Origin of the sequence: Nguyenibacter sp. L1 (assembly GCF_035199985.1) — a bacterium.
GTDB lineage: Bacteria > Pseudomonadota > Alphaproteobacteria > Acetobacterales > Acetobacteraceae > Gluconacetobacter > Gluconacetobacter vanlangensis.
Window position 1 is genome coordinate 322,178 of sequence record NZ_CP127015.1, and the last position, 17,897, is coordinate 340,074.

Below are 17,897 nucleotides of genomic sequence, written 5' to 3' on the forward strand. Positions count from 1 at the left end.
GAAACAGCCGGATTGGGATGAAGTGGACTGGAAGGACCTGCCGGGAGACCCCGGACAACAGCCGCCGGACGAATCAGGCGCTGCGGCTGGCGGCCAGGCGCCAGGCCGCGCCGCCGATCGGCACGCCGAGCAGCCGCTCGAACGTCCACAGGTCGGAAAATTCGGTCACGGCGTCGGTGCCGGCGACAGGATGGCCGTCCTTGTCCAGGGTCAGGCTGACCTGGTCCGAGACGATGCGCACATCGATCCGGGCATGGGCGGCGCCGTCGCGCGGCTGGATCTCCGCATCGACGATCGACAGGCCGGCGATGGCGCGAACTTCGGATTTCTGGGTCTCGCCCGCCTGCTGGCGCGCGCGGATGGCGGCGTCGAACGCGGCGAAGGCATTCGCGGTCAGGCGATCGCGCAGCATGGCGGTATCGCCGGCGGCGAAGGCCTGCACGATCTGGCGGAACGATGTTTCCACCCCGCGCAGGAACTGCGCGGGCACGAAATCACGTTCCTGCCGGGCGATGGCGGCCAGGACCTGGCCGACCCGGGTTTCCGGCGCGGGCACGTCGTACTCGGCCACCGGGGCGGGCGGTTCGGCGCGGGCGTCGATCACCGGGCCGGGGCGAAGTGCAGCACCAGGCGGGGGCGCGGGTTCAACGCCCACGCGGGTCCCCAGGATACTGCGCAGGCGCAGCGCCAGGAACGCGGCGATCAGGCCGAACAGCACCAGGTCGAACGGAAAATGACTGAACGAGAAATCCATCACCAAGCCCATCAAGAGGCGGTCCGGCCCGGCCGGTCCGCGCCATCACCCCTTCATCTGCCCCTACACATAAGCAAGCCCCTCCGGCGGCACAATGCGCCAGAGCGGCCAAAGGCGCCCCCAAGAGCGGCCGCATGAATTTCCGTACGCCAGCCCCGGCACGGTTGGCGAACGTCGCGCGGCGTGCTACCGCCGAGGCTCGGTCATCGCCGCCTTTCCGCCCACCTGCCTACAAGAAAGACTTCGTTCATGTCCGACACGACTCAGCCCCCCGCCGACGGCGCCCAGAGCATTCCGCCGGCGCTGCCGCTGACCATTAATGTCCAATATATCAAGGACCTGTCCTTCGAGGTTCCTTCGGGTGCGGAAATCTTCGCGACCTTGCGCGCGAATCCCCAGATCGCCGTGAACATCGACGTGCAGGCGAGCCGCCTGCAGGCCGACCAGCCGATCTTCGAAGTCGTGCTGGCGATCAAGGCCGAGGCGTCGGAAGCGCCGGAGACCGAGGGCGCCGCCCCGGGCCGCACCGTCTTCGTCGCCGAACTGGCCTATGCCGCCGTCGCGACCCTGACCAACGCGCCGGACGAGCTGGTCGAGCCGATCCTGCTGGTGGAAGTACCGCGCCTTATCTTTCCGTATGTGCGCAACATCATCAGCGAAGTGACCCGCGATGGCGGTTTCCCGCCCGTCGTGCTGCAGCCGATCGATTTCGTGGCGCTGTGGCAGGCCAAGCGGCAGGCCAACAATTTTCCGCAGACCGCCGGCAATGCCTGAGCACCTGCCCAGGACCCGGTGCCGGGCCCCGTGCCCGGTTGGAAAGGCCCGCCTCGTGCGGGCCTTTTTGTTTCCGGGGTGGATGGCGCGGCACAAATATTGATATTTTTATATTTGTACAGAAAAAACGCGTAATGGTCATTGATTCCGACAATACTTATAAAAATACAATAATAATTTTTCAATAAATTAATATAATTATGTTTATTTAACATGTATTAATATTAAAATATCCATGACTTGCCATGAAATTTTGGCATTTTTTGATATTTTCTCTTCAAACTTGCGTATGTTTTCCATAACATGTCCATGAGCGCCTCAACAAAGATGGAGAAAAGCAGGAAAGACAAAGATTTTTGGCGTATCGGACTGAGAATCCCTTCGGGATTGCTTTCGATTCGACTGATTTTCCATATATGTTTCGTCATATATATGTGTTTTTTACGGGACTTATTATCGCATAGAGCGATTTCGACCAGAACGTCCCGGAAAGAGACTGACGCTTCAGCGCCGTTGGCGCGCATCCCTACATGATGATTCGAAATGCGACATGCCGCGCGCATGCGATTTCGAACGCAGCTTGCATCGATGCTTCGTAATGAGGCGAAGCCCCTCACCGTTATGTTGGCTGCCTGTTAAAGAGGAGCATCTCCCCTTGACGCAGACAGAAATTCTGCCCCCCCGACCATCGATCGCCGAGCGGATCGGCATCCCGCGCCCGTTGCTATGGGGCTTTGTCGGCCTGCTTCTGTTCATGGTCGGCGATGGGGTCGAGGCCGGCTATCTGGCCCCCTATCTTGAAAATCACGGCGTTTCCGCGCGTGCCGTGGCCTTGCTGTTCACCGTCTATGGCGTCGCGGTTTCCATCTCGTCCTGGCTGTCCGGGCCGCTGTCCGACCTTTGGGGACCGAAGCGCGTGATGTGGATCGGCCTTGGGATCTGGGCCGTCTTCGAAGTGCTGTTCCTGCTGCTGGGCGTTTCGACCGGCAGCTATCCGGCCATGCTGGTCGCCTATACGGTGCGCGGCCTGGGCTATCCGCTGTTCGCCTACGGGTTTCTTGTCTGGATCGCGGCCGCCACGCCGCCACGGCAATTGGGCTCCGCGGCAGGCTGGTTCTGGTTCGCCTTCTCCGGCGGGTTGCCGACCCTGGGCTCACTGTTCGCCAGCTTCGCCATTCCGGTGGTCGGCGAAGTGACGACGTTCTGGCTGTCGCTGGGACTGGTGATCGCGGGCGGACTGGTCGCGCTGCTGCTGACGCGCGAGCCGCGCGGCGCGGCGCGCCTGGCGGCCCGCGACGTGTCGGTGCGCGGGATCTTCTTCGGGTCGATCTCGATCCTGTGGCGTGAGCCCAAGACATTCGTCGCCATGATCGTGCGCACCATCGACACCGCGTCGGAATACGCGTTTCTGGTGATCATGCCGGCCTTCTTCACCCGGGTCGTGGGCTTCAGCCTGCCCCAGTGGCTGCAATTGCTGTCGATCGTGTTCCTGAGCAATATCCTGTTCAACCTGGCGTCCGGCATGCTGGCCGACCGGTTGGGCCATCGGACGGTCGTATCGATCGCCGGCTGCCTGGGATCCGCGATCTCGGTGCCCGTGTTCTATTACGTGCCCCTGGCGCATCACGGCAATTTCCTGCTGGCGGCGCTGGCGGGCATCTTCTACGGCGCGACGGTCGCGGCGTTCGTGCCTCTTTCCGGCCTGGTTCCGCAGATCTGCCCGAAGGAGAAAGCGGCCGCCCTGTCGGCGCTGGGCCTGGGCGCGGGCGCCAGCACCTGGGTGGGGCCGGCGATCGTCACCTGGTTCGAGTCCTGGCATGGGATCGAGGGGATCATCTGGATCTTCTCGGGCCTCTATGCCTTCGCCGGGCTGCTGACGCTGTATCTTTCGATCCCGACGCACGCGCGCGAACATGCCCGCCGGGCGCGCGCCCGGGGCGAGGATCTGTACGAAGGCACCGCCGCCTTCCATTGATGCGCACCGGTGACGTGCTCCGGCCGGGATCGTCCGGCCGGGCCTTTTCATGCGCCGGGTGGACCGGCGTCGCGCCGAGACGGCGCGGCGACCGGTCCCAGCCGGTCCAGCATCGCCGCCTGGTCGGGCGTCGCGGCGCGTTCGATGGCGCGCCACGGAATGGCATCGAGGATCTGGGCCGTGCCGTCCGAAATCGCGATGGCGCGCACGTCGCGCAGCCTATCGCGCAGGTCCCGCGGCAGGCGGCGCAGGAACTGGCGTGCGGTTTCGGCCGAAAAGAACAGGGCGGCCGCGATCCCGCCATCCTGAAGCAGGGCGCGCAGGGCGGCGGGGGGCGGCATTGCCGGCCGGACGCGGTAGACGCGGCGCCGGATGACCCGAAAACCGCTCCGCCGCAGGCGGTCCGCAAGCGTGTGCCCATAGCCCGCGGCGGTCGCCAGCAGCAGTGCGCCGTCGCCGGCATGCCGTGCCGACAGCACCAGGTCGGCCAGCGCGTCGGCCGTGCCGCCGGCCGCCGTGACCCGGGTGAAGCCGGCGTCGCGTGCGCGCCGGGCCGTGGCGGCGCCCACCACAAGCATCGGCAGATCCGGCGGCAGCCGGCCGGCCAGCGCCGCGACCGCCTGGCCGCTGGTGACGAGGACGGCCTGCGCGCCGCGCGCCGCAAGCGGCCCCTGCCCCACCGGTTCGGCCCGCAGGGCCGGCAGGGCCACGGGCCGCCAGCCCAGCGCCGAGACGGCGTCCATGGTTTCGGTCAGGCCCGGTTCGGGCCGGGTAATCAGGACGGCCGGGCGCTGACCGCCCGGACGAAGGCCGGCGGGCGGAGGGTCAGGGGGCAAAGATGTCCGCCGGGCTGTCGGCCCGCAGGCTGCGCCCGAGTTCGCGGCCCATCCGTTCGGCGTCGGCGGGGGCGCCGGTCACGACGCGGCGCAGCAGGAACGACCCGTCCTCACGCGCGACCAGGCCGGTCAGGCGCAGGACGGGGTCGTCCCCGTCCTGCCCCGGGATCAGGCGCGCATAGCCGCCGATCGGCGTGCGGCAGGAGCCGTCCAGTTCGGCCAGCAGCGCGCGCTCGGCGGTGGCCACGGCGCGGGCTTCGTAATCCTCGATGGCGGCGAGCAGTTCGCGCAGTTCGACGTCGCTTTCGCGGACGGTCACGCCGACGATCCCCTGGCCGGCGGCGGGAACCATGATGTCGGGGTCCAGGACGATGTCGGCGCGGTCTTCCATGCCCAGGCGGCGCAGGCCCGCCAGGGCCAGCAGGGTGGCGTCGCATTGCCGTGCCGCCAGCTTGTCCAGGCGGGTCTGGACATTGCCGCGCAGCAGGCCGAAACGCAGGTCGGGCCGCACATGCAGCATCTGCGCCTGGCGCCGCACCGACGCGCAGCCCACCAGCGCGCCCCGCGGCAGGGCGGCGAAGGGCGCGTCGCCGTCCTTGGTTTCGGCCGCCAGGCCGGGCCCGAGGATCAGCACGTCGCGCGCGTCCTCGCGCCGCAGGGTGCAGGCCAGCACCAGGCCGGGCGGCAGCGTGGTTTCCAGGTCCTTCAGGCTGTGCACCGCGAAATCGACCCGCCCGTCGGCCAGCGCGTCATGGATTTCCTTGGCGAACAGGCCCTTGCCGCCGATTTCGGCCAGGCGGCGATTCTGCACCTGGTCGCCCGTCGTGCTGATCTGGTGCTCCTGGAACGCGCCCATGTCGCGCAACACCGGACAGAAGCGGGTCAGCACCGTCAGGAAGGCCCGCGTCTGCACCAGCGCCAGCGGCGAGCCCCGGGTGCCGACGCGCAGCGGCAATTGCCGCCGGGCATGGCCCTGCGTCCGGGCCACGCCCTGGCGCTGGCGGGCGGCCGCCTGGGCTGCGATATCCTGCAACGTGGCGGAGGGCGCGACCGAGGGGGCCGCGGAAGGCGCCGCAGGGGGTTCGGGGGCCGGTTCCGGGGCGGGAGAGCGAGCGAAATCCATGCGACGTGTCTATTACCGCGACGGCGCGAAGGAAAGATGACATAACGCCCGCCCGAGCTGTATTTTACGTGCTGTATTTTACGCAATGACCCTATCGTCCTCCCCCGCCCCTGTCCCTGCCCCCGTCCTGGCAATCGAATCGTCGTGCGACGACACGGCCTGCGCCATTCTGGACGCCGACGGCACAGTGCTGGCCGACACCGTGCTGTCGCAGGCCGGCCATGTGCCGTTCGGCGGCGTGGTGCCCGAAATCGCGGCGCGGGCCCATCTGGCGGCGCTGCCGGCCCTGGTGCGCCGCACCCTGGACGATGCCGGGATGCGTGCGGCGGATATCGGCGCGGTGGCGGCCAGCACCGGGCCCGGCCTGATCGGCGGACTGATCGTGGGGGCCGGCCTGGCCAAGGGGGTGGCCGTGGCGCTGGACCGGCCCTTCGTCGCCGTGAACCATATCGAGGCGCATGCCCTGACCGCCCGCCTGCCCGGCCTGGTGCCGGGGGGGGCGGCGTTTCCCTATCTGCTGCTGCTGGTCTCGGGCGGGCATTGCCAGTGCATCGCCGTCGAAGGAGTCGGACGCTATCGCAGGCTGGGCGGCACGATCGACGACGCGGCGGGCGAGGCGTTCGACAAGGTGGCGAAGATGCTGGGCCTGGGCTGGCCCGGCGGGCCGGCGGTCGAGGCGCTGGCGCGCGAGGGCGATCCGGCGCCCTGGCCGCTGCCCCGTCCGCTGCTGGGCCGGCCGGGCTGCGATTTTTCGTTCTCGGGGCTGAAGACGGCGGTGGCGCAGAAGCTGGCGCCGTTCGCCGGCGACGCCCTGCCCCGTGCCGTGGCGGCCGGCATCGCCGCCAGTTTCCAGGACGCGGTGGCCGATATCGTCGCCGACCGGGTGGCGCATGCGCTGGAGATGATGCCTCAGGCGACCCTGCTGGTGGCGGCCGGCGGCGTCGCGGCGAACGGGGCGCTGCGCGCGCGGCTGGCCGCGCTGGCGGATGCGCATGGCCTGCCCTTCGCCGCGCCGCCGCTGCGCCTGTGCACCGACAATGCCGTCATGGTGGGCTGGGCCGCGATCGAGACGATCCGCGCCTGCCGGGCCCTGGGCCTGCCGGCCGGACAGGATTTGGACCTGCTGCCCCGGCCGCGCTGGCCGCTGGAGCAGATGGCCGAGCGGTTCGCCCCTCTTCATGGGCGTGCCCCATCTTCATCGATGTGCCCCTCTTCGATGTGCCCCGATTCGATGTGAATCACCGCGCATGAACTACCGTCACGCCTTTCATGCCGGCAATTTCGCCGATTGCATGAAGCATGTCCTGCTGGTGCTGATCCTGCAGGCGCTGGCGCGCAAGCCGGCCGCGTTTTCGGTGCTGGATACCCATGCTGGGATCGGCCGCTACAACCTGACCGGCGAACAGGCCGGGCGCACCGGGGAGTGGCGCGCGGGGATCGGCCGCCTGCTGGAATCGGCCGCGCCGGGCGTGCCCGACGCCTATCTGGACCTGGTGCGCCGGGCCGGGGCGCCCGCCGCCTATCCGGGGTCGCCGCTGATCGCCGCGATGATGCTGCGCCCGCAGGACAGGCTGGTCTGCTGCGAGCTGCATCCCGAGGACAGTCGCGCGCTGCGCGCCGTCTTTGCCGGCAATCCGCAGGTTTCGGTCCATGCCCGCGACGGCTACCAGGCGCTAGGCGCGCTGCTGCCGCCGCGCGAGGCGAAGCGCGGGCTGGTGCTGATCGACCCGCCGTTCGAGCAGCCGGACGAATTCGCCCGGCTGGCGGCCGGGATCGCAACGGCGCACCGGCGATTCGCCACCGGCATCATCGCGGCATGGTATCCGATCAAGAATCGCGCGCCGGTGCGTGCCTTCCGCGATTCGCTGCGCGATTCGGGGATTCGCGACATCGTGGCGCTGGAACTGACCCTGCGGCCGCCGCTGGACCCGGCGCGGCTGAACGGCAGCGGGCTGGTAGTGGTCAATCCGCCCTATGGCTTTGTCGAACAGGGACTTTCGGCGCTGCGGGCCCTTGCCCACCTGTCCCCGGATGGGACAGGAGAGGCCGGCGCGACGCGGATCGCCGGCGAATAGGCCGGGAAACGGGGCCCAGGAAACGGGGCCAGAAAACAGGGCCCAGAAAACAGGGCAAGGGAGCAGGGTCATGAACGCGACACGCATAGCCGTCATCGGGGCCGGGGCCTGGGGCATCGCGCTGGCCGTCCAGGCCGCGCGGGCCGGCGCGCGGGTCCATCTGTGGGCGCGGCACCCCGAAAGCCTGACGCCCGGGCGTGCCTTGCCGCGCCTGCCGCAGGTCGTGCTGCCCGAATCGATCACCGTGACCGGCGAGATGCCGCGGGAGGCCGACGCGGTGCTGCTGGCCGTGCCGATGCAGCATCTGCGCGCGGTGCTGGCGCACGTGCCGGCGGCGGGGCCGATGATCGCCTGCTGCAAGGGGGTGGAACGCGACACGCTGGCGCTGCCGCTGGAGGTGATCGCCGAACGGTTCCCCGGCCTGCCGCGCGCCGTGCTGTCCGGGCCGAATTTCGCGCACGAGGTGGCGCAGGGCCTGCCGACGGCGGCGGTGCTGGCCGGCGGCGAATTGGCGCCGGCGCGGGACCTGGCGGACCATCTGACGACGCCGGAATTCCGTCTTTACGCCAGCGACGACGCGATCGGCGTGCAGGTCGGCGGGGCGGCGAAGAACGTGATCGCCATCGCCGCCGGCGCGACGATCGGCGCCGGGCTGGGCGAGAATGCCCGGGCGTCGCTGATCACCCGCGGATTGGCCGAGCTGGGGCGGCTGTCGCAGGGCCTGGGCGGCCGGGCCGCGACCCTGTCCGGCCTGGCGGGGGTCGGGGACCTGATCCTGACCTGCACCGGGGCGTCGTCGCGCAATTTCAGCCTGGGCCTGGCGCTGGGACAGGGTGAGAGCCTGGAGACGATCCTGCGCCACCGCACGACGGTGGCCGAGGGGGTGAGCACCGCGCCCGCGATCCTGGCGCTGGCGCGCCGGCACGATATCGCCGTGCCGGTGATCGAGACGGTGTCGCTGCTGCTGGCCGGGGATATCGGCATGGCGGAGGCGCGGGACAGGCTGCTGAGCCGGCCGGTCGGCACGGAATAGGCCGGCACGGAACAGGCCGGCGGGGAACAGGGGGGCTACCCCACGAACATGCCGGCGATCGTGGCGCTGGCGAAGTTGGACAGCGAGCCTGCCAGGACCGCGCGCAGGCCGATCCGGGCGATTTCGGACCGGCGTTCCGGGGCGACGCTGCCGAAGGCGGCGATCAGGATGCCCACCGAGGAGAGGTTGGAAAAGCCGCACAGCGCGAAGGAGGCGATGGCCAGGGTGCGCCCGTCGAGCGTGGCCTGGTGAAACAGTGGCGACAGCGTGACGTAGGCCACGAATTCGTTGAAGATCAGCTTCTGACCCATGATGGCGCCGACGATGCCGCAGGCATGCCAGGGCACGCCGACCAGCCAGGCCAGTGGGGCGAAGACCACGCCGAAAATACGTTCGAGCGACAGATCGGCCACCCCGAACCAGGTGCCCATTCCATGGGTCAGCCCGTTGGCCAGGGCGATCAGGCCGATGAAGGCGATCAGCATGCTGCCCACCGCCACCGCGACGGTCACACCGCTGGACGCGCCCACGGCGATGGCCTCGAACATGTTGGCGGGACGTTCGTGGCCGAAATCCAGGTCCAGGCGGGTGATGCGGGTTTCCTCGTCCGAGGGCATGATGATCTTGGCGAAGAGCAGGCCGCCGGGGATCGCCATCACCGAGGCCGCCAGCAGATATTCCATCGGCACGCCCAGGCCGGCATAGCCCGCGAGCACCGAGCCGGCGACCGAGGCCGTGCCGCTGGACATCACCGCGAACAGTTCGCCCCTGGTCAGCAGCGGGACATAGGGCCGGATGGCGACCGGCATCTCGCTCTGTCCCAGGAAGATGGTGGTGACGGCGGAGAAGGATTCGATCGTCGTGGTGCCGAGCGCCGCGCGGACCAGGCCGCCCAGGATTCGGGCCGTGCGCTGCATGACGCCGTAATGGTACAGGATGGCGATCAGTGCCGAGATATAGACGATCTGCGGCAGGATGCGGAACGCGAAGATGAAGCCGTCGTCCGGGAACAGGGTGAGCATGCGCGGATCGACCAGGCCGCCGAACAAAAACCGGATGCCCTCCGCGCCGTAGCCGAGCACCAGGTTGACCCCGTCGGACACGGCATGGAGCGCCCGGCGCCCCGGCGGCACGAACAGGACCAGCCCGCCGAGCGCCACCTGCATCGCCACGGCGGCCAGGACGATCCGGGGCCGGATGCTCCGGCGGTCGGTCGAAAACAGGATTGCCAGGCCGATCAGGCAGGCCAGTCCCAGGATACCGCGCAGAACCGCCATGCCGCCCCACCAATTGCAGAATGGCAACGACACTGTCCGCGCGGGCGGGCGCTGTCCAGACGGGACGGGCCAGGAAAGCGCGCGAATGGCCCGCCACCGTGATAAATTACGCTATTTTATTGTTATATCGGGTATCTTCGCGCGATTGGCTCTTCGACGCGGGGGCGATCTGCTCTACTGTTTCCGTTCGGATAGAGTGCAACGGACAGAATCGGTTCCATGACCAGCGTCTATGATTTCACCCTGCCCGCCCTGGAGGGCGGCTCCATCAATCTGGGGGCCTTGCGGGGCAAGCCGCTGCTGATCGTCAATACCGCGTCGAAATGCGGCTTTACCCCGCAATATGAGGGGCTGCAGGCCATCTGGTCGTTCTATCGCGGCAGCGATCTGACGGTCATCGGCGTGCCGTCGAACGATTTCGGCGACCAGGAGCCCGGCAGCGACGCGGAGATCGCGACCTTCTGCAGCCGCAATTACAGCGTGACCTTTCCGATGGCCGCCCGCAGCCACGTGCGCGGCGACCAGACGCTGCCGCTGTTCCGCTGGCTGACACAGGAGGGCGGATTTCTGTCCCGGCCGCGCTGGAATTTCTATAAATACCTGGTCGGGCGCGACGGCAGGCTGGCAAACTGGTTCGTCAGCCTGACATCGCCCGAATCCCGCCGCATGCGCCTGGCCATAGAACGGGCGATCCTAGACCACTGATCCGGCGGATTCCCGATGCGGAGCAAAAGGAGGTCCGGCGCGTGCTGAAGGGTTTTCTGACCGTCGGAGGCTGGACGATGCTCAGCCGCGTGCTGGGGCTGGTGCGCGACCAGCTTCTGGCCGCGTTCCTGGGCGCCGGACCGGTGCAGGACGCCTATCAGGTCGCGTTCCGCCTGCCGAACATGTTCCGCCGGCTGTTCGGCGAGGGAGCGTTGAACGCGGCCTTCGTCCCGCTGTTTTCCGCCACCCTGACGACCGACGGCGAGGAGCATGCCCGCCGCTTCGCCAGCGAGACATTGAGCGTGCTGCTGGCCTGGCTGACGGTGATCGCGCTGCTGGGCGAGATCTTCATGCCGGTGGTGCTGCGGATTATCGCCCCGGGCTTCAGCCATGCCGGCAGCCGCTATGGGCTGGCGGTGAATTTGAGCCGCATCACCTTCCCCTACCTGGTGCTGATCTGCGGCGCGGCGCTGGTGTCGGGGGTGCTGAACGGGCTGCATCGCTTCGGGGTGGCGGCGGCGGCCTACGTCACCTTCAACATCGTGGGCATCGCCGCGATCTTCGTCCTGACGCCGCTGACCGGCGACGTGGCGCGCGCCGCCGCCTGGGGCATCACCGCGTCGGGCGTGGTGCAACTGGCCCTGCTGCTGGAGGCGGCGCGGCGCGCGGGGTTTCGGCTGTACCTGCCCGTCCCGCATCTGACCGCGCGCATCCGCACCCTGATCGGCCGCATGGCCATCGGGTGCCTGGGCAGCGGGATCACCCAGATCAACCTGCTGGTCGACACCATGATCGGCACCCTGCTGCCCGAAGGCAGCGTGTCGCTGATGTATTTCGCCGACCGGGTGAACCAGTTGCCGCTGGGCGTGCTGGGGGCCGCTGCGGGCACGACCCTTCTGCCGGTGCTCAGCCGCCATGTCTCGGCCCAGGACAGCGACAATGCGCACCTGACGCAGAACCGGGCGATCGAATATGCGCTGATCCTGACCGTGCCGTCGGCGCTGGCGCTGATGGTGCTGGCCCGGCCGGTCATGGCCACCCTGTTCGGCCATGGCGCGTTCAGTCCGCGCGACGCCATGCTGTCAGCGCAGTCGCTGCGGGCCTATGCGCTGGGACTGCCGGCCTTCGTGCTGATCAAGGTCCTCTCGCCCGGGTTCTTCGCGCGCGGCGATACCGCCACGCCGGTGCGGATCGGCCTGGCGACGCTGCTGCTGAATTTCGTGCTGAACCTGGTGCTGATGCGGCCGCTGGCCCATGTCGGGCCGCCGCTGGCCAGCAGCCTGGCGGCGATGGTCAATGTCGCGCTGCTGGGCGGGGTGCTGCACCGGCGCGGGGCGCTGCGCCTGGGGGCGGGCACGCTGTCGCGGGTCGGACGCATGGTCCTGGCGGCGCTGGGCATGGTGGTGGTGCTGGTGATGCTGGACCTGACGGTGCTGGGCCCGCTGGCGGTGCGGCCCAATCCGCTGCGCGTTCCGGCGATGGGGGTGCTGGTTCTGGCCGGCATGCTGGCCTATGGCGCCGGGCTGCAGCTTCTGGGTGTCGCGGAATTGCGCACGGTCGGGGCGATGGTGCGCGCGCGTCTGGCGCGCCGGCGGGGCCGCCCGGCATGAGCGACCGGCGCCGATTCGCAGCTGGCGCATCGCAGCCCGCGCCTGTACACAGGCGGGCATGACGCTTCCTTCGCCAGACGGCGCCACCCCCGCGATGGCGCAGTGGTTTTCACTGAAGGCCGAACATCCCGAAGCCCTGCTGTTCTTTCGCATGGGCGATTTCTACGAACTGTTCTTCTCGGACGCCGAGGCGGCGGCCGGGGCGCTGGACATCGCGCTGACGGCGCGGGGCACGCATGGCGACATGCCGATCCCGATGTGCGGGGTGCCGGTGGGCGCGGCGCCGTCCTATCTGGCGCGGCTGATCCGGCGCGGCTTCCGCGTGGCGGTGGCCGAGCAGACCGAACCGCCGCGCAAGCCCGGCAAGGGCGGCCCGAAGGGGCCGCTGGCGCGCGCCGTGGTCCGGCTTGTGACCCCGGGCACCCTGACCGAGGACGAGTTGCTGGAGGCCGGGCGGCAGAACCTGCTGGTCGCCGTGGCCCCGCGCGCCGGGCGGGGCGCCGCGTCGCATGGCTGGGGCGTGGCGTGGATTGATATTTCCACCGGTACGTTCGAGACCGCCTCGATCGGCGGCGAGCGGCTGGTGGACCTGCTGGGACGGCTGGACCCGGCCGAAATCCTGGCGGCGGGCGAGATCGAGCTGGGCGATTTCGCGTCCCGCAGGGCGCCCGCGACCGTTACCCCGCAGGCGGCGACAGCCCGCAAGCGGGTGGCCGAGACTTTCCAGGCCGCCAGCCTGGATGCGTTCGGCACGTTTTCCGACGAGGAAGCCGTCGCGGCCGCCATGGCGCTGGATTATATCCGGCGCAGCCAGGCCGGGCGAATGCCGCGCCTGTCGCGCCCGCATCCGCACGAAGATGGCGGCATATTGGGCCTGGACCCCGCGACCCGGGCCAGCCTGGACCTGCTGCGCACCCGCGAGGGCGGCAGCGAGCATACTTTGCTGGCCAGCGTCGGCCGCACGGTGACGGCACCGGGCAGCCGCTTGCTGGCCGAATGGATCGCCGCCCCCCTGACGCGGGGCGCAGCGATCGCCGCCCGGCAGGATGGCTGGTGCTGGCTGGTGCAGGAAGGCGGCGTGCGCGCGGCGCTGCGCCAGGCGCTGCGTGGCGCCCCGGATATCGCGCGCGCGCTGGGCCGGCTGTCGCTGGGCCGCGGCCTGCCGCGCGACGCGGCATCGGTGCGCGACGGGCTGGCCATCGCGCGGCGGATCGCCCGGGCGCTGGCCGACGGACGCACCGCGCCGCCGGCGCTGGTCGCGGATGCGGCGTCGCATCTGGGCGAAGCCACGGCGCTGGAAGCCAGGCTGAACCAGGCGCTGGCCGAGGATCTGCCCGCGCGGCTGGAGGATGGGGGCGTGATCGCCCCGGGCTTCGACGGAGAACTGGACGCCGAGCGCGCCCTGCGCGACGACAGCCGGCGGATCATCGCCGGGCTGCAGAACGATTATGCCCAGAAATTCGGACTGGCCAGCCTGAAGATCCGGCATCACGCGCAGTTGGGCTATGTCATCGAGATCCCGGCGGCGGCGGCCGGACGCCTGCGCGAACGCAGCGACCTGATCCTGCGCCAGGGCACGGCCAGCGCCGCGCGTTTTTCGACCGACGAACTGGTCGGCCTGGACCGCCGCATCGCCGAGGCCGCCGAGCGGGCCGCGGCGCGCGAACGGTTGATCTTCGCGGCCCTGGTGCGCGAGATCCTGGACGATCCAGGGCCGCCGGCGATCGCGGGCGCGCTGGCGCGGCTGGACGTGCTGCAATCCTGCGCCGACCTGGCGGCGGGCGGGCTGTGGTGCCGGCCCGAGGTCACGGACGACGATGCCTTTACCCTGACCGCCTGCCGCCATCCGGTGGTCGAGGCCGCCCTGCCGCGCAGCGAGCGTTTCACGCCCAACGATTGCGTGCTGGAACCGGCGCAGCGCGTCATGCTGCTGACCGGGCCGAACATGGCCGGCAAATCGACCTTCCTGCGCCAGACGGCGCTGGCGGTCATCCTGGCGCAGGCGGGGCTGCCGGTGCCGGCCAAGGCGGCGCGCATCGGGGTCGTCGACCGCCTGTTCTCGCGCGTCGGCGCGTCGGACGACCTGGCGCGCGGCCGCTCGACCTTCATGGTCGAGATGACCGAGACCGCCGCCATCCTGAACCAGGCGGGCCCGCGTTCGCTGGTCGTGGTGGACGAGATCGGGCGCGGCACGGCGACCCTGGACGGGCTGGCCATCGCCTGGTCGGTGCTGGAAGCCATGCATTCGACATTGCGCTGCCGCTCGATTTTCGCAACGCACTTCCATGAACTGGCCGAACTGGCCGAGAGCCTGCCGCGCCTGTCGCCGCATACGATGAGCGTACGGGAATGGAAGGGCCAGGTCGTGTTCCAGCACGAGGTCGTGCCCGGCAGCGCGCGCCGTAGCTGGGGCGTGCATGTCGCAAGGCTGGCCGGCGTGCCGGAACCCGTGGTCCGCCGCGCGGCCCGCCTGCTGGCCGGGCTGGAGAAAGACCGCGCGGTGGGGGCGCGGCCGCTGCCGCTGTTCAGCGCCGGTGAAGCCAGGGCAAACGACGTCGGAGCGAAAGAGGCCGGGGCGAAAGACGTCGAGACAACCCAATCCGGGCCGGACGACGCCGGGCTGCCCGACGCGGTGCGGGACATGCTGGATCGCATGAACCCCGACGAGCTGACGCCGCGTACCGCGCTGGACATGGTCTATGCGCTCAAGAAACTGATGCTTGAAGAATCCTGACTTCTGGACCACGGATAGAGGAAAGCCGGATTATAATCCGACACCAGCCCCCTGCAGGAAATCGAACAAGCCGCGATGCCGACCCCGTCTTCTTTGTCCCCGTCCGCCGGGGATCTGACCCGAAGCCTCGCGGCGTCGCTCCGCTCGGTCACGACCGGCGCGCCCGTCCCGCGCGAGGAGGCGATCGGGCTGTTCCGCCGGCACCTGGCGCGCTTCCAGGCATCGGTGCGCGAGGAATTCGAGGCCCATCGCCTGCATGGTGCGTCGGCCGCCAAGCAGTTGGCGCTGCATACCGACGGGATGATCCGCACGCTGGTGGATTTCACGCTGGATTGCGCGCTGGCGGATGCGATCGGACCCGGCGCGCGGCATCTGGCGGTGGCGGCCACAGGCGGGTACGGGCGCGGCATGCTGGCCCCGTTCAGCGACATCGACCTGCTGTTCCTGACCCAGGAGGAGCCGTCGGCCGATATCAGCCTGGTCGTCGAATATATCCTGTATTTCCTGTGGGACCTGGGGCTGAAGGTGGGGCATGCCACGCGGTCGATTCCGCAATGCATCGCCGAGGCCGAGGCCGACACGACGGTGCGCACCACCCTGCTGGATGCGCGCCTGCTGGCCGGTGACGACGCGCTGTTCGCGATGTTCGAGGCCCGCTACATCGTCGCGTGCGTCGAGGCCGGGGCCGCGCGCTTCATCACCGACAAGCGCAAGGAGCGCACGGCGCGCCATCACCGTTTCGGCGACAGCCCATACCTGGTCGAGCCCAATGTCAAGGAAGGGCGCGGCGGCCTGCGGGACCTGCAGACGCTGTACTGGATGTGCCGCTACACGTTCGGCACGCGCCACGTGGCCGACCTGCTGTCGCCGGGGTTCGGGGCGCTGGGCCTGCTGACCGAGCAGGAGGCCAAGCGAGCGCGGCGGTCATGGAATTTCCTGTGGAGCGTGCGGCTGCATCTCCATTACATCTCGGGCCGGGCGGAAGAGCGCCTGACCTTCGACGTGCAGCCGGTGGTGGGCGCGCGCATGGGCTATACGCGCCATGGGCGGCAGGTCGGGGTCGAGCGCTTCATGCGCCATTATTTCCTGACGGTGCGCGAGGTCATGCGCCTGACCCATGTGCTGGAACCCGCGGTGATGCGCCAGGCCCTGGGGGCCGCCGCCAACGCGCCGCAGGCCGACGGCACGATGCGCGACGCGGGCTTTACCGTGCTGGACGGGCAGATCCTGCCCGCGCGCGGCACCGCCTTCGACGACGAGCCGATCCAGATGATGCGGCTGCTGGAACTGGCGCGCGCGCGCAAGCTGCCGATCCATCCGCTGGCGATGCACGAACTGATCCGCTGGGAACGGCGGGCGGCCAGCCTGCGGGGTGATCCCGAGGCATCGCGGATCTTCCTGGAATTGCTGTGCGGCAGTCCGCCGGACCGGGCGGGCCGGGCGGCGCGGGGCGAAACCAGGGAAGACGCCGGCGACGAAGCGCCGAGCTTCCACGCCACGGCGCAGGACCGGCGCCAGGGCAATGCCTATTGGCTGCACATCCTGAACGAGACCGGGATCATGGGCCGGCTGCTGCCCGACTGGTCGCGCATCGTCGGGCAGATGCAGTTCGACACCTATCATGTCTTCACGGTCGACGAGCATACGATCGAGGCCATCCGCATCCTGGGCCGGATCGAGCACGGGGCCATGGCGGACGAGATTCCGCTGGCCTACGACCTGGCGCGCAACCTGCAGTCGCGCCGCGCGCTGTATGTCGCCGTGCTGCTGCACGACATCGCCAAGGGACGCGGCGGTGACCATTCCGAGCTGGGGTCCGAGATCGCGCTGGGTGTCTGCCCCGAGATGGGCCTGTCCGGCGAGGAGACCGAGACGGTGTCGTGGCTGGTGCTGCATCACCTGCTGCTGAGCCAGACCGCCTTCCAGCGCGATATCGACGACCCCAAGACGATCCTGGACCTGGCGGACACGATCCAGTCGCCCGAGCGGCTGCGCCTGCTGCTGCTGCTGACGATCGTGGATATGCGCGCCGTCAGCCCGCGCGTGTGGAACGCCTGGAAGGCCACGCTGCTGCACGAATTGTATATGCGGGTGGCCGAGGTGCTGGAAGGCGGGCTGGCGACGACCGAGCGCGACATCCGCGTCTCGCGCGCCAAGGAAGCCGTCGCCGCCATCCTGGAGGAGGACGGCGCCAGCCGCGAGGAGACCGACCATTTCCTGGGGCTGGGCTATGGCAGCTATTGGCTGTCCTTCGACCAGGAGACCCATGCGCGCCATGCCCGGCTGATCCGCGAATCCGAGGCGCGGGACGCGCTGCTGACGGTGGAGACGCAGCCCCTGCCGGCGCGCGGCGTCACCGAGGTCACGATCTATGCCGCCGACCATCCGGGCCTGTTCTCGCACATCGCCGGGGCGCTGGCGATCGCGGGCGCGTCGATCGTCGATGCGCGGATCCATACGCTGATCAACGGCATGGCGCTGGATACGTTCTGGATTCAGGATGGCGGCGGCGAGGCGTTCGAGGAGCCGCAGCAGCTTGCGCGGCTGTCCGCGCTGATCGAGCAGACCCTGTCGGGCCGGCTGGATATCGGCAAGGAAATCGCCTGTGTCGGGCGCATGCGCTATGGGCGGCGGATGCGCGCGATCCACGTGCCGCCACGCGTGGTCATCGACAACCGCGCGTCGAACACCCACACGGTGATAGAGATCAACGGCCGCGACCGGCCGGGCCTGCTGCATGACGTCACCCGCGCCATCAGCGAGCATAAATTGCAGATCGCCTCGGCCCATATCACGACCTATGGCGTACGGGCGGTCGACGTGTTCTATGTCAAGGACCTGTTCGGCCTGAAGATCATGGACGAGAAGCGGCTGACCGAAATCCGCGAGGCGCTGCTGCAGGGCCTGCGCGAGGCCGAGGAAGCGGCGTCGGGCGAGGCCGGGCCGCCGCTGGAGACGCTGATCGCCTGAAGGCCGCCCCATCCGGCGCCGCCAGCCCATG

Annotated in this window: 13 protein-coding genes; 9 read left to right on the forward strand and 4 right to left on the reverse strand. The window is 69.3% G+C overall.

The window, feature by feature from the left end; genetic code table 11:
• Positions 1-73: 73 nt before the first annotated feature.
• Entirely contained in the window at positions 74-754 is a 681-nt protein-coding gene (locus QN315_RS01460; RefSeq protein ID WP_323993741.1) for a Tim44/TimA family putative adaptor protein, read from the reverse strand.
• A 249-nt stretch (positions 755-1,003) separates the two neighbouring features.
• Between QN315_RS01460 and secB the strand changes: the two genes are divergently transcribed.
• Together secB and QN315_RS01470 are read left to right on the forward strand one after the other, a co-directional pair.
• Positions 1,004-1,528, forward strand: coding sequence for a protein-export chaperone SecB (gene secB / locus QN315_RS01465; protein WP_176641097.1), 525 nt, complete (start codon positions 1,004-1,006; stop codon positions 1,526-1,528).
• Between the two features lie 655 nt (positions 1,529-2,183).
• Positions 2,184-3,503 carry an MFS transporter gene (locus tag QN315_RS01470; RefSeq protein ID WP_323991199.1) on the forward strand — a complete coding sequence of 440 codons (1,320 nt, stop codon included), beginning with the start codon at positions 2,184-2,186 and terminating at the stop codon, positions 3,501-3,503.
• A gap of 47 nt (positions 3,504-3,550) precedes the next feature.
• On the opposite strand, the gene QN315_RS01475 is transcribed toward QN315_RS01470, so the two are convergent.
• Together QN315_RS01475 and hemC are read right to left on the reverse strand one after the other, a co-directional pair.
• A complete protein-coding gene (locus QN315_RS01475; RefSeq protein ID WP_323991200.1) occupies positions 3,551-4,339 on the reverse strand; it encodes a uroporphyrinogen-III synthase in 789 nt (262 codons plus the stop codon).
• Positions 4,329-5,462: a hydroxymethylbilane synthase gene (gene hemC, locus QN315_RS01480; protein WP_323991201.1), complete on the reverse strand. Its 1,134-nt coding sequence runs from the start codon at positions 5,460-5,462 to the stop codon at positions 4,329-4,331. The genes QN315_RS01475 and hemC overlap by 11 nt, the downstream gene beginning before the upstream one ends.
• An 85-nt stretch (positions 5,463-5,547) precedes the next feature.
• Between hemC and tsaD the strand changes: the two genes are divergently transcribed.
• The 3 genes from tsaD (at position 5,548) to QN315_RS01495 (ending at position 8,570) form a co-directional block, all read left to right on the forward strand.
• Positions 5,548-6,699: a tRNA (adenosine(37)-N6)-threonylcarbamoyltransferase complex transferase subunit TsaD gene (gene tsaD, locus QN315_RS01485; RefSeq protein WP_323991202.1), complete on the forward strand. Its 1,152-nt coding sequence runs from the start codon at positions 5,548-5,550 to the stop codon at positions 6,697-6,699.
• A 10-nt stretch (positions 6,700-6,709) separates the two neighbouring features.
• Complete coding sequence (locus QN315_RS01490) at positions 6,710-7,537, forward strand: 23S rRNA (adenine(2030)-N(6))-methyltransferase RlmJ (protein ID WP_323991203.1); 828 nt, start codon at positions 6,710-6,712, stop codon at positions 7,535-7,537.
• A gap of 70 nt (positions 7,538-7,607) precedes the next feature.
• Positions 7,608-8,570, forward strand: a complete 963-nt coding sequence (locus QN315_RS01495; RefSeq protein WP_323991204.1) for an NAD(P)H-dependent glycerol-3-phosphate dehydrogenase — start codon at positions 7,608-7,610, stop codon at positions 8,568-8,570.
• 35 nt (positions 8,571-8,605) lie between these two features.
• Here QN315_RS01495 and QN315_RS01500 read toward each other — a convergent pair whose 3' ends face one another.
• Positions 8,606-9,847: a NupC/NupG family nucleoside CNT transporter gene (locus QN315_RS01500; protein ID WP_323993744.1), complete on the reverse strand. Its 1,242-nt coding sequence runs from the start codon at positions 9,845-9,847 to the stop codon at positions 8,606-8,608.
• Between the two features lie 219 nt (positions 9,848-10,066).
• Here QN315_RS01500 and QN315_RS01505 point away from each other — a divergent pair, with 219 nt between their 5' ends.
• From QN315_RS01505 to QN315_RS01520, 4 genes are all read left to right on the forward strand, one after another.
• Positions 10,067-10,552, forward strand: a complete 486-nt coding sequence (locus QN315_RS01505; protein ID WP_176640489.1) for a glutathione peroxidase — start codon at positions 10,067-10,069, stop codon at positions 10,550-10,552.
• A gap of 41 nt (positions 10,553-10,593) precedes the next feature.
• Positions 10,594-12,162: a murein biosynthesis integral membrane protein MurJ gene (murJ, locus tag QN315_RS01510; RefSeq protein ID WP_323991205.1), complete on the forward strand. Its 1,569-nt coding sequence runs from the start codon at positions 10,594-10,596 to the stop codon at positions 12,160-12,162.
• 58 nt (positions 12,163-12,220) lie between these two features.
• A complete protein-coding gene (mutS, locus tag QN315_RS01515) occupies positions 12,221-14,896 on the forward strand; it encodes a DNA mismatch repair protein MutS (RefSeq protein WP_323991206.1) in 2,676 nt (891 codons plus the stop codon).
• 75 nt (positions 14,897-14,971) lie between these two features.
• Positions 14,972-17,866: a [protein-PII] uridylyltransferase gene (locus tag QN315_RS01520; RefSeq protein ID WP_323991207.1), complete on the forward strand. Its 2,895-nt coding sequence runs from the start codon at positions 14,972-14,974 to the stop codon at positions 17,864-17,866.
• The last annotated feature ends 31 nt before the right edge of the window (positions 17,867-17,897 follow it).

Excerpts from the sequence above, each read along its gene's own strand:
- QN315_RS01505 (WP_176640489.1), top strand. The coding sequence starts at position 10,067 with ATGACCAGCGTCTATGATTTCACCCTGCCCGCCCTGGAGGGCGGCTCC.
- tsaD (WP_323991202.1), top strand. The coding sequence starts at position 5,548 with ATGACCCTATCGTCCTCCCCCGCCCCTGTCCCTGCCCCCGTCCTGGCA.
- QN315_RS01520 (WP_323991207.1), top strand. The coding sequence starts at position 14,972 with ATGCCGACCCCGTCTTCTTTGTCCCCGTCCGCCGGGGATCTGACCCGA.
- hemC (WP_323991201.1), bottom strand. The coding sequence starts at position 5,462 with ATGGATTTCGCTCGCTCTCCCGCCCCGGAACCGGCCCCCGAACCCCCT.
- QN315_RS01460 (WP_323993741.1), bottom strand. The coding sequence starts at position 754 with ATGGATTTCTCGTTCAGTCATTTTCCGTTCGACCTGGTGCTGTTCGGC.
- QN315_RS01495 (WP_323991204.1), top strand. The coding sequence starts at position 7,608 with ATGAACGCGACACGCATAGCCGTCATCGGGGCCGGGGCCTGGGGCATC.
- secB (WP_176641097.1), top strand. The coding sequence starts at position 1,004 with ATGTCCGACACGACTCAGCCCCCCGCCGACGGCGCCCAGAGCATTCCG.
- QN315_RS01490 (WP_323991203.1), top strand. The coding sequence starts at position 6,710 with ATGAACTACCGTCACGCCTTTCATGCCGGCAATTTCGCCGATTGCATG.
- QN315_RS01500 (WP_323993744.1), bottom strand. The coding sequence starts at position 9,847 with ATGGCGGTTCTGCGCGGTATCCTGGGACTGGCCTGCCTGATCGGCCTG.
- mutS (WP_323991206.1), top strand. The coding sequence starts at position 12,221 with ATGACGCTTCCTTCGCCAGACGGCGCCACCCCCGCGATGGCGCAGTGG.